This is a genomic window from Enterobacter sp. HSTU-ASh6 (assembly GCF_026319105.1).
Lineage (GTDB): Bacteria > Pseudomonadota > Gammaproteobacteria > Enterobacterales > Enterobacteriaceae > Enterobacter > Enterobacter sichuanensis.
Map to the genome: position 1 here is coordinate 79,457 of NZ_WSPD01000006.1, position 13,907 is coordinate 93,363.

Annotated in this window: 11 protein-coding genes; all 11 read right to left on the minus strand. The window is 56.5% G+C overall.

Going from position 1 to position 13,907, the window contains the following annotated elements; genetic code table 11:
• Positions 1-56: 56 nt before the first annotated feature.
• The 11 genes from ftsA to GM298_RS09205 are packed head-to-tail and all read right to left on the minus strand — an operon-like array spanning position 57 to position 13,894.
• Positions 57-1,313 (minus strand): cell division protein FtsA, encoded by a 1,257-nt coding sequence (gene ftsA, locus GM298_RS09155; RefSeq protein ID WP_025756757.1) that lies wholly within the window; start codon positions 1,311-1,313, stop codon positions 57-59.
• Entirely contained in the window at positions 1,310-2,152 is an 843-nt protein-coding gene (gene ftsQ, locus GM298_RS09160; protein ID WP_025756756.1) for a cell division protein FtsQ, read from the minus strand. The genes ftsA and ftsQ overlap by 4 nt, the downstream gene beginning before the upstream one ends.
• Position 2,153: 1 nt before the next feature.
• A complete protein-coding gene (locus tag GM298_RS09165; protein WP_262747794.1) occupies positions 2,154-3,074 on the minus strand; it encodes a D-alanine--D-alanine ligase in 921 nt (306 codons plus the stop codon).
• Positions 3,067-4,542, minus strand: coding sequence for a UDP-N-acetylmuramate--L-alanine ligase (murC, locus tag GM298_RS09170; RefSeq protein ID WP_266153991.1), 1,476 nt, complete (start codon positions 4,540-4,542; stop codon positions 3,067-3,069). The genes GM298_RS09165 and murC overlap by 8 nt, the downstream gene beginning before the upstream one ends.
• A gap of 56 nt (positions 4,543-4,598) precedes the next feature.
• Complete coding sequence (gene murG, locus GM298_RS09175) at positions 4,599-5,663, minus strand: undecaprenyldiphospho-muramoylpentapeptide beta-N-acetylglucosaminyltransferase (RefSeq protein WP_266153992.1); 1,065 nt, start codon at positions 5,661-5,663, stop codon at positions 4,599-4,601.
• Positions 5,660-6,904, minus strand: a complete 1,245-nt coding sequence (ftsW, locus tag GM298_RS09180) for a cell division protein FtsW (protein WP_025756752.1) — start codon at positions 6,902-6,904, stop codon at positions 5,660-5,662. Before ftsW ends, murG begins: the two co-directional genes overlap by 4 nt.
• Positions 6,904-8,220, minus strand: a complete 1,317-nt coding sequence (gene murD / locus GM298_RS09185; protein WP_266153993.1) for a UDP-N-acetylmuramoyl-L-alanine--D-glutamate ligase — start codon at positions 8,218-8,220, stop codon at positions 6,904-6,906. The genes ftsW and murD overlap by 1 nt, the downstream gene beginning before the upstream one ends.
• Before the next feature lie 2 nt (positions 8,221-8,222).
• Complete coding sequence (gene mraY, locus GM298_RS09190; RefSeq protein ID WP_008501985.1) at positions 8,223-9,305, minus strand: phospho-N-acetylmuramoyl-pentapeptide-transferase; 1,083 nt, start codon at positions 9,303-9,305, stop codon at positions 8,223-8,225.
• A complete protein-coding gene (gene murF / locus GM298_RS09195; protein WP_266153994.1) occupies positions 9,299-10,657 on the minus strand; it encodes a UDP-N-acetylmuramoyl-tripeptide--D-alanyl-D-alanine ligase in 1,359 nt (452 codons plus the stop codon). Before murF ends, mraY begins: the two co-directional genes overlap by 7 nt.
• Positions 10,654-12,141: a UDP-N-acetylmuramoyl-L-alanyl-D-glutamate--2,6-diaminopimelate ligase gene (gene murE / locus GM298_RS09200; protein ID WP_025756749.1), complete on the minus strand. Its 1,488-nt coding sequence runs from the start codon at positions 12,139-12,141 to the stop codon at positions 10,654-10,656. Before murE ends, murF begins: the two co-directional genes overlap by 4 nt.
• Positions 12,128-13,894, minus strand: coding sequence for a peptidoglycan glycosyltransferase FtsI (locus tag GM298_RS09205; protein WP_047957749.1), 1,767 nt, complete (start codon positions 13,892-13,894; stop codon positions 12,128-12,130). Before GM298_RS09205 ends, murE begins: the two co-directional genes overlap by 14 nt.
• Between the last annotated feature and the right edge of the window lie 13 nt (positions 13,895-13,907).

The window sequence follows — 13,907 nt, forward strand, 5'->3', positions numbered from 1 at the left end:
CTCTCCGTTGTGCCTGTCGCCCGAGACCGCTAATTCTCTCCGGTCTCTTAAAAAAATTAAAACTCTTTTCGCAGCCAGTTGTTCAGTCGTTTGACCCACGACCCCACTGAGACGCGTTTTTCCACTTCTGCTTCACCACTGAGATGCGTTTCCTTCCCGTAGTGGAGCAGACCAACAGCCGTTGAATAATACGGCTCCTGAGCATAATCCGTTAAACCGGTGATATTCAGCGGCGCGCCAATACGTACTTGCGTATGGAACACGCGCTGCGCACAGGCCGCAAGACCTTCAATTTGCGCTGCACCGCCGGTTAATACAATCCCCGCCGCAAGATGATGTTTCACGCCCTGCTGACGAAGCTGTTCCTGTAACTGTAAAATCTCTTCGTTGACCAGGTTGAGCAGCTCGGTATAGCGCGGCTCAATGACCTCTGCCAACGTCTGGCGCTGCAGGCTACGCGGTGGACGACCACCGACGCTTGGCACTTCAACGCTCTCATCTTTGCCAACAATAGACCCCAGCGCACAGCCATGACGCACTTTGATCGCTTCTGCATCGCTCGGTGGCGTACCGAAAGCGTAAGCGATATCGCTGGTCACCACGTTCCCGGCATAAGGGATCACTTTGGTGTGGCGCAGCGCACCGCCGGTATACACGGCCATGTCCATTGTACCACCACCAATATCGACCACACAGACGCCCAGTTCACGTTCATCTTCGGTCAGCACGGAATAACTTGCTGCAAGACCGGCGAAAATAAGTTGGTCAACTTTCAGGCCACAACGTTCAACGGCTTTTACAATGTTCTTCGCCATATCGTTGTGACATGTGATCAGGTGCACTTTTGCCTGCATACGTACGCCGGAGAGACCGACCGGGTTTTTAATGCCTTCCTGGTAGTCAATCGCGTATTCCTGCGGGATCACATGCAGCACGCGATGCTCATCGCGCACGCGCACGGACTTCGCCGTATGCACAACATTTTCAACGTCTTCCTGCGTCACTTCTTCTTCGGAAATCGGCACCATACCGATTTCGTTCTGGCAGCTAATGTGCTTGCCAGAAAGGGCCAGATAGACTGAAGAAATCTGGCAATCGGCCATCAATTCAGCCTGATCGATGGCGCGCTGGACGCATTTCACCACCGATTCAAGATCGTTTACCCCACCTTTATCCATACCACGGGACGGGCAACTGCCTACGCCAATGATATTGACCATACCGTCGGGCAGAACTTCCCCTACTAAAGCGGCAACCTTCGCGGTGCCAATCTCCAGTCCAACTACCAGTTTTCTGTCCGTCGCCTTGATCATTGTTGTTCTGCCTGTACCTGTGCCTGATTCTGTTGCTGATTAGGTTCCTCGACCGGAGCCGGTACCCAACCGACTGCTGCGCCTGAGTCATAGCGCAAATCAACGTAGCTTATCCGTTTGCCGTCAGTCTGTGCCTGCTGCTGTAAAACCGGGTAAAGTTCTACAAAACGCGCCAGACGCTTCATTGTGTCCCCGCGACCCAGGTTGAGCTTAATGCCGTTCGTTAACGTCAACTGCCAGGAGCGGCGCGCCGTCATCGCAGCATCTTTTAACGTAAACCTGTCCTTCGCCAGCACCTGACCCATTTCACGAAAACCCTGTAACACTTCGTTTTCGCTACCTTCAGGGCCATACAACATCGGTAAATTTTGCTTGTTGACACGATCGGCCGGGACGCTGAAGGAATTTCCGTCTACGTCAACCATGTGCTGATCATTCCAACGCGCAATGGGCACATATTCAACCAGATGAATCTTCAATTCATCAGGCCATTGCTTTCTTACACTCGCCTGTTTTATCCATGGCAGACGTTCAATCTGGCTCTGGATAATATTAACGTCCTGAGTCATAAAGGTGCCGGGAGACCCCAGCGCCAGAATTGACTGGCGAATATCATCGTTACGCGTGTAGTGGCGCTCACCGGTGACCACCAGCTTAGAAAGTGGCAACCGCTGCGCATCTTCCATCCAGCCCAGTACCATCCAGCCGCTGATAAACACGGTGCACAGAACCCCGAGCAGGAAAATAATGCCTGCAAGACGCGTTCCATTACTCCGGCGTGAAGAGGCGTATTCTTCTTCGTCATCGCGGTTGCGCGTGTTCAATGCAGCCTGAGACATATCAGCCCGCCTGGTCCAGAATGCGTACGACTAACTGCGAGAAGCTCATCCCCGCCTGACGAGCGGCCATCGGCACAAGGCTGTGGCTGGTCATTCCCGGGGACGTATTCGCTTCCAGCAGATAAAATTGTCCATCACGGTCCTGCATCACGTCGATGCGTCCCCAGCCGCGGCAACCCAGAATATGCCAGGCTTTAAGCACCAGGGACTGTAATTCTGTTTCACGCTCCACATCCAGACCACAAGGGCAGAAATATTGCGTCTCATCAGAGAGATACTTTGCCTCATAATCATAGAAGGTTCCGGCCGGTTGGATACGGATTGACGGTAAAATTTCTTCACCAAGCATTGCGACGGTAAATTCCGGCCCGCTGAGCCATTTTTCAATCAGAACTTCTTCATCATGTTGAAATGCCAGCGCTAAAGCGGAGGCTAAATCGTCAGCTTTGTCGACTTTAGACATCCCGACGCTCGACCCTTCCCGGCTCGGCTTTACAATAACCGGTAAGCCCAGTTCCGCAATGCGTGTATTAACGCTATCCGGAAGGCCCAATTCAAATTCGCGACGCGTCAGTGCCACCCACGGCGCAACCGGTAATCCCGCCCCCTGCCACAGTAACTTACTGCGCAGTTTATCCATAGAGATGGCGGATGCCATCACGCCACTACCGGTGTACGGCATGCCGATTAATTCCAGCAATCCCTGCAGGGTACCGTCTTCACCCCCCCGGCCATGTAACGCGATAAAGACTTTATCGAAGCCCAGCGCTTTTAATTGCGTTACGTCGACCTCTCTTGGATCAACCAGGTGGGCATTAACGCCGCCCTCACGCAGGCCCGCCAGCACCGCAGCGCCGGAATTCAGGGAAACCTCACGCTCTGCGGAGGTACCACCAGACAGGACAGCAATCTTATCAGCCATGATGCTCATCCTCCTGGTTTTGCGGCTTCAGTTTGATTTCCGCTAAGGTACGGGCGATTTTACCGATATTTCCCGCGCCCTGAATCAGAATCAAATCGTTACCGGTGAGGACCGGTGCCAGAATTTCCGCCACCTGTGCCGGGTCAGAAACCAGAATAGGGTCAACTTTACCGCGTCCGCGAATTGTGCGACACAGGGAACGGCTGTCCGCGCCCGGAATCGGTGTTTCGCCTGCGGAATACACGTCCAGCATCAGCAGCGTATCCACCTGTGACAGGACGCTGGCGAAATCGTCGTACAGATCGCGCGTACGCGTGAAACGGTGCGGCTGGAAGATCATCACCAGATTCTTGTCAGGCCAGCCTGCACGTGCGGCTTTAATGGTGGCGTCGACTTCAGTCGGATGGTGACCGTAGTCGTCCACCAGCATCGCAGTGCCGGTTTTACCGTTTACGGCATCCAGCGGGAATTCACCGAGGAAGTCGAAACGACGCCCGGTCCCCTGGAAGCTTTCCAGCGCACGCAGGATTGCGTCTTCATCAATGCCTTCTTCCGTCGCCACGGCCACTGCCGCAGCGGCGTTAAGAGCGTTATGACGCCCCGGCGCATTCAGCGTCACGTGGAGCAGCTCTTTGTCCTGACGCGCCAGAGTGAAGTGCCCCTGCGCGCCAATCTGTTTGTACTCTTCCACGCGGACGTCAGCGTCTTCACTGAAGCCGTAAGTGGTGATTTGACGACCCACGCGCGGCAGAAGCTCGCGAATGACCGGATCGTCTACGCACATTACCGCACGTCCATAGAACGGCAGGTTATGCAGGAAGTTGATAAAGGTCTGCTTTAAGTTCTCGAAGTCACCCTGGTAGGTATCCATATGGTCAGCTTCGATGTTCGTGACAATCGCCACCATCGGCTGCAGGTGCAGGAACGACGCATCGCTTTCATCCGCTTCCGCAATCAGATAACGACTGTGTCCCAGACGTGCATGCACGCCCGCGGCTTTTACCAGACCGCCGTTGACGAACGTCGGGTCAAGACCCGCTTCCGCATAAATACTGGAAACCATCGCCGTGGTCGTTGTTTTACCGTGGGTCCCGGCAATCGCAATGCCGTGACGGAAACGCATCAGTTCCGCCAGCATTTCTGCGCGGCGGATCACCGGAATGCGCGCTTCATGGGCGGCAACGATTTCCGGGTTGTCAGAGGAGATGGCACTCGATACCACCACCACGCTCGCATCGCGCACGTTTTCCGGGCGATGGTTGAAATAGATAGTCGCCCCAAGTGACGCCAGCTGCTGCGTAACAGGGTTTGGCGCCAGGTCAGACCCGCTGATCTGATAGCCTTCGTTAGCTAACACTTCGGCAATACCGCCCATGCCAGCACCACCGATGCCAACAAAGTGAATGTGCCGGACGCGACGCATCTCGGGCACGATTGAACGCAGTTTTGCCAGTTGTTGTGTATTCATTCTCTAAACGCCATCGACTACTTAAAATTCGTGCCGCGCTTCACGCGCTGCGAGGGTTAAGCCTGGGATGCCAGGCTCACTTCTTTTGCCACCCGTTCAGTCGCATCAGGAATAGCGGTCGCGCGCGCGCGTTCTGCCATCTCCAGTAATACGTCTCTGTTCCAGCCCGCCAGGGTGGTGGCGACCGCGTCGGCGGTAAACTGTGGCTGCTCAAAAATTTTCGCCGCGCCGGCCTTCTCGAGCGGCAATGCGTTCCAGTACTGCTGTCTGTCTTTGTGCTGGAACGGCACAAACAGGGCCGGCAACCCGGCGGCGGCAACCTCGCTCACCGTCAGCGCACCTGAGCGACAAACGACGACATCGGCCCAGGCATAAGCGGCGGCCATGTCATCGATAAACTCGGTGACGTTATGCTGCGGCTGGCCTGCCTCGGCATAAGCCTGCTCAACGGTCTGCTGAGCGCCTTTTCCACTTTGGTGCCAGATGGTAACGGCATCGCCCAGCTTTGCGGCAACCTGCGGCATCGTCTGGTTTAAAATGCGCGCCCCCTGCGAACCGCCGACGACCAGCACACGAACCGGCCCTTCACGACCCGCCAGGCGAGCATCCGGCAGCGGCAGCGCCAGCACGTCGACACGCACCGGGTTACCCACCACGTCTGCTTTCGGAAACGCACCGGGAAACGCCTGCATCACTTTGGTGGCAATTTTCGCCAGCCACTTGTTGGTCAGGCCGGCAATACCGTTCTGCTCATGCAGCACGACGGGAATCCCTAACGACCACGCGGCCAGCCCGCCAGGACCCGAGACATAGCCGCCCATGCCCAGCACCACATCAGGCTTAAAGCGCTTCATGATGGTGCGCGCCTGACGCCAGGCGTTAAAAATACGCACCGGTGCCAGCAGCATTGCCTTGAGGCCTTTGCCTCGAAGGCCAGAAATACGAATAAAGTCGATCTCGATACCGTGCTTCGGTACCAGATCGGCTTCCATGCGGTCTGCGGTTCCCAGCCAGCGTACCTGCCAGCCCTGATCCATTAAATGGTGCGCAACCGCCAGCCCCGGGAACACGTGTCCGCCGGTACCGCCTGCCATCACCATTAACCGCTTCGGTTGATTCATCGTGAACCTCGTGTAAACGCCTGGGCTTTTTCCAGACGCGTTTCATAATCTATGCGCAACAACAGCATGATGGCCGTAGACATAATCAACAGACTGGAACCACCATAACTGATCAACGGCAACGTCAGACCTTTGGTCGGCAGCATGCCCGCTGCGGCCCCGACGTTAACCAATGCCTGGAAACTAAACCAGATACCAATTGAGCAGGCTAAGAAGCCTGAGAAGCGGTGATCGATCTCCAGCGCTTTCCGGCCGATGGACATGGCACGGAAAGCGACGAAGAATACCATTAATAACGCTAATACCACACCGATATAACCCAGTTCTTCCGCAATAATGGAGAAGATGAAGTCAGTGTGCGCTTCCGGTAAATACTCCAGTTTTTGAACCGAGTTGCCCAGACCCTGTCCCCAGACTTCACCGCGCCCAAAGGCCATCAGCGACTGCGTCAGCTGGTAACCACTGCCGAACGGGTCTTCCCACGGGTTCCAGAAAGAGGTCACACGGCGAATACGGTAAGGCTCGGCGAGGATCAGCAGCACAACCGCTGATATCCCCATCCCGATGATAGCGATGAACTGCCACAGTTTTGCGCCCGCCAGGAACAGCATGGCCAGCGTCGTTACAAACAGTACGACCACCGTACCCAGGTCAGGCTGCGCCAGCAGTAACACCGCCAGCACCAGAATCACGCCCATCGGTTTTAAGAAGCCGCGCAGGTTGTTACGCACTTCATCCACTTTACGCACCAGGTAGTTCGCCAGGTAGCAGAACAGGGAAAGCTTGGTAAATTCCGCAGGCTGAATACGCAGCGGGCCAAAGGCAATCCAGCGGGATGCCCCGTTAACGGAGCTCCCGACGACCAGAACAATCAGCAGCATAATAATCGAGGCGATCAGCATCGCCGTACTGTGCCGCTGCCAGAACTCCATCGGCAGACGCAGGGTGACCAGCGCCAGGCAGAACGCCAGGATGATGTACAGGCCATCACGCTTGGCAAAGAGGAAAGGATCGTTCGCCAGACGCTGCCCGACGGGCATGGAAGCAGACGTCACCATGATAAAGCCGACCGCCGCCAGTCCCAGCGTGAGCCAGAACAGCGTGCGATCGTACATGATCAGGCTGTCGTTATCTTTCTGACGAGAGCCCATCACCCAGCCTTTGAGTGCCGCAAACAGCCATACCAGGATCCCAAATCCTGGCAGGCGCGGCATTTTCAGGCGAGGGAGAGATAAACGCATCAGCCTAACTCCTTCGCCAGTCGGGTAAAGACATCACCACGCTGTTCGAAATTCTTGAATTGATCGAGGCTGGCACACGCAGGAGAGAGCAGCACCATATCGCCTGGCTTCACGCGAGGGGCAATCAGCCGCATCGCCTGTTCCATGGTTTCGGTCTGCTCGGCAATCTCAGGACGCAGTTCAGCCAGCTCGCCGCCGTCACGGCCGAAGCAGTACAGGCGGATTTTATCACCTGTGAGATACGGCTTCAGGGAGGAGAAATCGGCAGATTTGCCGTCGCCGCCCAGCAGTAAATGCAGAGTACCGTCAACGTGCAGGCCGTTCAGCGCGGCCTCGGTGCTTCCCACGTTGGTGGCTTTGGAGTCGTTAATCCAGCGCACGCCGTTATTTTCCAGCGCGAGCTGGAAACGGTGCGCCAGACCGGAAAACGTGGTCAACGCTTTCAGGCTGGAGGAGCGTGGCAGCCCGACAGCGTCCGCCAGCGCCAGCGCCGCCAGCGCATTGGTATAGTTATGCTGACCAGAAAGTTTCATCTCTTTCACGTTCAGCACTTTCTCACCTTTCACACGCAGCCAGGTTTCGCCCAGCTGACGGTTCAGATGGTAATCACCCATGGTGATGCCAAAACTGATGCAGCGCTCATCCGCGCCGCGCACCGGCATGGTCAGCGCATCATCTGCATTAACGACGCAGACCTTTGCATTCTCATAAACGCGCAGCTTGGCGGCACGGTACTGCTGCAGACCAAATGGATACCTGTCCATATGATCTTCAGTCACGTTGAGGATCGTCGCAGCGGCAGCATGCAGGCTGGATGTGGTTTCCAGCTGGAAGCTTGAAAGCTCGAGGACATACAGCTCACAGCCTTTGTCCAGCAGCATCAGCGCCGGCAGGCCGATATTACCGCCGACTCCGACGTTCATGCCCGCCGCTTTCGCCATCTCACCCACCAGGGTGGTGACGGTGCTTTTCCCGTTAGAACCAGTAATCGCGATAACCGGTGCCTGCGCTTCGCGGCAGAACAGCTCGATATCGCCGATAATCTCAACGCCTGCATCCGCGGCAGCGCTCAGTGAAGGATGTGCCAGCGCCATACCCGGGCTTGCGACAATCAGATCGGCTGCCAGCAGCCAGTCATCATTCAGACCACCAAGGTGGCGTTCAACCTGTTCCGGCAGTTTTTCCAGACCCGGCGGAGAGACACGCGTATCCATCACGCGCGGCGTCACGCCACGCGCAAGGAAAAAGTCCACGCAGGACAGGCCCGTGAGACCTAACCCGATGATAACGACCTTTTTGCCCTGGTAATCTGCCATGATTAACGTACCTTCAGCGTTGCCAGGCCAATCAGCACCAGCATCAGCGAAATAATCCAGAAGCGCACAATGACGCGCGGCTCCGGCCAGCCTTTCAGTTCATAGTGATGGTGAATAGGCGCCATACGGAAGATGCGCTGTCCGCGCAGCTTGAAGGAGCCGACCTGCAAAATCACCGACAGGGTCTCAACCACAAACACGCCACCCATGATCACCAGCAGGAACTCCTGACGCAGCAGCACAGCAATAATGCCAAGCGCGCCGCCCAATGCCAGTGAACCAACGTCACCCATAAAGACCTGCGCCGGATAGGTGTTGAACCACAGGAAGCCCAGCCCTGCGCCGACAATCGCCGTACAGACGATCACCAGCTCACCCGCGTGACGCAGATAAGGGATGTGCAGGTAGTTCGCAAAGTTCATGTTACCGGTCGCCCACGCCACCAGTGCAAAACCGGCGGCTACAAAGACGGTTGGCATAATTGCCAGGCCATCCAGACCGTCGGTCAGGTTCACCGCGTTACCGGTACCCACAATCACGAAGTAGGCCAGCAGGATATAAAACAGCCCCAGCTGTGGCATCACGTCTTTAAAGAACGGCACGACCAGCTCGGTCGCTGGCGTGTCTTTGCCTGCCAGATACAGCGCGAAGGCCACGCCCAGCGCAATCACCGACATCCAGAAATATTTCCAGCGCGCGATCAGACCCTTGGTATCTTTGCGAACGACTTTACGATAATCATCAACAAAACCGATGATCCCGTACCCCACCAGTACCGTCAGCACACACCAGACATACGGGTTGGACGGGTACGCCCACAACAGCACGGAAACGACAATAGCGGTCAGGATCATGATCCCGCCCATGGTCGGCGTACCGCGCTTGCTGAAGTGCGATTCCGGACCGTCGTTACGCACAACCTGACCGAAAGAGAGTTTTTGCAGACGGGCAATCATACGCGGGCCCATCCACAATGAGATGAACAGCGCAGTCAGCAGGCTGACGATGGCGCGAAACGTCAGATAGGAAAAGACGTTAAAGCCTGAATAATATTTGACCAAATGTTCGGCCAGCCAAACTAACATGTCCCGTTCTCCTGTAATGCGTGCACAACCTCTTCCATGGCGGCACTACGTGAACCTTTCACTAACACTGTCACAATTTGTTTTTCTGTAATTAATGCCTTAAGGCGCTCAATCAACGCGGCTTTATCGGCAAAATGTTCACCAACGCCGCTGGCCTGGCTAATCGCCTGGCTCAGTTTTCCTGCACTCAGGACGCAGTCCAGCCCTGCCGCTTTCGCCGCTTCCCCTACCTGGGTATGACAGGCTTCGCTTTCGTCGCCCAGCTCTGCCATATCACCGACCACCATGATGCGGTAGCCCGGCATCTCCGATAACACCTGCACCGCCGCCGTCATGGAGCCAACGTTCGCGTTGTAGGAGTCATCCAGCAGCAATTTGTTTTCCGCAAGCTGGACGGGGAACAGGCGTCCCGGGACGGCTTTTAAGTTTGCCAGCCCGTTTTTAATTGCCTCATGTGATGCGCCCACCGCGGTCGACAACGCCGCTGCCGCAAGGGCATTGGCAATGTTATGGCGGCCCGGAAGCGGCAACAGCACATCCACGCCCCCCGTTGGGGTCATGAGCGTGAATTCCGTACCCTGCGACGTCAAATGAATATTGGTCGCGGTAAAATCACTGCTGGCTGCATTTGGCGAGAAGCGCCAGGTTTTACGCGAGCCAATGATGTTCTGCCAGTTCAGCCAGTCATTGTTATCAGCATTCATAATGGCAATGCCGTTTGCCGGCAGACCGGTGTAGATCTCACCTTTCGCTTTCGCCACACCTTCCAGTGAACCAAAGCCTTCCAGATGCGCAGCCGCCAGGTTATTGACCAGCGCGGCTTCCGGGCGAGTCAGGCTCACAGTCCAGGCGATTTCCCCCTGGTGGTTAGCTCCTAACTCGATCACGGCAAATTCATGCTCTTTGGTCAGGCGAAGTAATGTCATCGGCACGCCGATGTCATTATTGAGGTTGCCCGCGGTGTAAAGCGTATTGCCGCACTGACTCAGGATTGCCGCCGTCATTTCTTTCACGGACGTTTTGCCGGATGACCCGGTCAGGGCGACGACGCGCGTCGGCACCTGCTGACGAACCCAGGCAGCCAGTTCACCGAACGCGAGACGCGTATCTTTCACCACAATCTGTGGCAGATCGCTATCCAGCTTGCGGCTAACCAGCAGCGCACCGGCGCCATTTTCTTTGGCGTTATCCGCAAAATCGTGCGCATCAAAACGCTCCCCTTTCAGGGCCACAAACAGACAGCCGGCAGTGACTTTGCGGGTGTCCGTCGTCACAGCATCAATGGTGCGATCCTGACCATACAGGTCGCCCTGCAGGATTTGAGCCGCCTGGCTTAATGAAAGGCTAATCATGCCACGACTCCCAGCAGACGTGCTGCCGTTACGCGGTCCGAGTAGTCCAGACGGCGGTTGCCAACAATCTGATAGTCTTCATGACCTTTACCCGCCAGCAGGACAACATCATTCTCCTGAGCCTGCATGATGGTGTTGGTCACGGCTTCCGCACGGCCTTCCACGACGCGAGCACGGCCCGCGTCCAGCATGCCCGCCAGAATGTCATTGATGATGGCGCGCGGCTCTTCCGTACGCGGGTTGTCATCGGTGACAACCGGAATATCCGCGAACTGTTCCGCAATAGCCCCCATTAGCGGGCGTTTGCCTTTATCGCGATCGCCGCCGCAGCCAAACACGCACCAGAGTTTACCGGTGCAATGCAGACGCGCCGCTTCCAGCGCTTTTTCCAGCGCATCCGGCGTGTGGGCATAATCCACCACGACGGTAGGCTTGCCAGGGGCACTAAACACTTCCATACGGCCACAAACCGGTTGCAAACGCGCGGCAGTTTTAAGCAGTTCAGCCATCGGATAACCCAGCGCCAGCAGCGTCGCCAGCGCCAGCAGCAGGTTGCTGACGTTAAACGCCCCCATCAGACGGCTTTCAATTTCGCCTTCCCCCCAGGAGGAGGCAAAGCGGATCGTCGCCCCGCTGTCGTGATAGTGAACCTCAACCGCTTTCAGCCAGCGACCATGGCAGTTCGGATTAATATGATCTTCCATCGACACCGCAACCGCGTCCGGCAGCGCTGCCAGCCAGCGGCGACCGACATCGTCGTCGGCGTTGATGATGGCTTGTCCGTAATGGTGCGTGGAGTAAAGCAGCCATTTTGCGGCTTCGTAATGCTCCATATCACCATGATAATCAAGATGATCGCGGCTCAGGTTTGTGAACACCGAGGCGGCAAACTTCAGTGCCGCTACGCGATGCTGCACCAGACCGTGCGAAGAGACTTCCATCGCCGCAAAGGTGGCCCCCTGCTCTGCCAGACCGGCAAGGACATGCTGTACGTCAACCGCGGAGCCGGTGGTATTTTCTGTCGGGATAACTTTGCCCAGCAGGCCGTTACCTACGGTGCCCATGACTGCGCCGGTCTCACCCAGTAACTGGGCCCACTGCGCCATCAATTGCGTGGTGGTGGTTTTTCCGTTTGTCCCGGTCACGCCCACCAGACGCAGCTGGTCAGAAGGCTCATGATAGAAACGCCCCGCCAGCGCGGAAAGACGCTCGTTTAACTGGCTGAGATAGATAACCGGCACACCGTGCATTTCACGGATCTCGCCGTCAGTTGCCTCATCTTTGGCCTCAGCAATAATGGCAGCAACACCTTGCGCAATCGCCTGCGGGATATAACGACGCCCGTCCGCCTGATGACCGACCACCGCTACAAAAAGATCGCCAGAAGCCGCTACGCGGCTGTCCAGTACCATCTCTCGCAGTGCTCGCTCCGGTGCATTTGGCACCCACGGAGCGAGAAGGTCGCGCAAATTACGATCTGCCACCTGTACCCTCGCCTTGATTAATTACAAATTCACTTTTTTCGCCCGTCGCCAGCGCATCCGGTTCAACGTTCATGGTGCGCAATACGCCGCCCATGATGGCGCCAAACACAGGCGCAGAGACGGCGCCGCCGTAGTATTTACCCGCCTGTGGATCGTTTATCACGACCACCAGCGCAAAACGCGGATTGCTTGCAGGCGCAACGCCTGCGGTATAGGCAATGTATTTGTTGATGTAGCGGCCGTCTGGCCCCACTTTTTTCGCTGTACCGGTTTTGATGGCGATGCGATAGCCTTTAATCGCCGCCTTCACGCCCCCACCGCCAGGCAGCGCCACGCTTTCCATCATATGCACGACAGTGCGAACGATAGATTCCGGGAAGATACGCTCGCCCGGAACCGGTGGATCAACTTTGGTAATCGACAGCGGGCGATAGACGCCGTAGCTGCCAATCGTTGCGTAGACTCGCGCTAACTGTAACGGGGTTACCATTAGCCCGTAGCCGAAAGAGAAGGTGGCCCTCTCTATGTCAGACCACCGTTGTTTTTGAGGATATAAGCCACTGCGTTCTCCGACCAACCCCAAATTGGTCGCCTTTCCAAGTCCAAAACGTGAGTAAGTCTCTACTAACGCTGAGGACGGCATCGCTAACGCCAGCTTTGAAACACCGACGTTACTCGACTTCTGTAACACCCCGGTCAGGGTCAATTCGCTGTAGCGCGCCACGTCTTTAATCTCGTGGCCGTTGATACGGTATGGGATCGTGTTCAGAACCGTGTTTTCATTGACGATACCGCGTTGCAGCGCCGTCATCACGACCATCGGTTTTACCGTGGAGCCGGGTTCGAACACGTCGGTAATGGCCCGGTTACGCATCGCATCTTTGGCGGTACCGGTAAAATTGTTCGGGTTGTAGGACGGGCTGTTGGCCATCGCCAGTACTTCACCGGTGCTGACATCCACCAGCACGGCGCTGCCTGACTCCGCCTTGTTGAACGCCACAGCGTTGTTCAGCTCGCGGTAGACCAGCGCCTGCAGACGTTCGTCAATACTCAGGGCCAGGTTGTGTGCCGCCTGGCTGTCCGTAGACGAGATATCTTCGATAACGCGCCCATAGCGGTCTTTACGCACGATTCGCTCACCAGGCTGGCCGGTGAGCCACTTATCGAAGCTTTTTTCAACGCCCTCAATCCCCTGGCTGTCGACGTTGGTAAAGCCAATGAGGTGAGCGGTTACTTCGCCGGACGGGTAGTAACGGCGTGACTCTTCACGCAGATGAATACCCGGCAACTTGAGTTTGCGGATGTAATCTGCCATGTCAGGGTTAACCTGACGCGCCAGATAGATAAAACGCCCTTTCGGGTTGGCATTAACGCGGGAAGCCAGCTGATCGAGCGGCATTTTCAGCGCATCAGACAGCGCTTTCCAGCGATTGTCGAGCGTGATCCCCCCCGCGTCGTGCAGCTCTTTCGGATCGGCCCAGATCGCCTTCACCGGCACGCTCACCGCCAGAGGACGGCCAGAACGGTCGGTGATCATCCCGCGGGAAGTGGCGACTTCCTGGACACGGAGGGAACGCATGTCCCCCTGGCGTACCAGCATGTCAGGCGCGACGATTTGTAACCAGGCCACGCGTCCCAGCAGGAAACCCAGCGCCAGTAAAATGCAGCCACAAAGCAACGCAAAACGCCAACTGATAAAGTTGGCCTGTTCTTCCTGACGTTTTGGTTTTAGCGTTTTTGCCGCTGCTCTCATGCGTCGCGTTTTC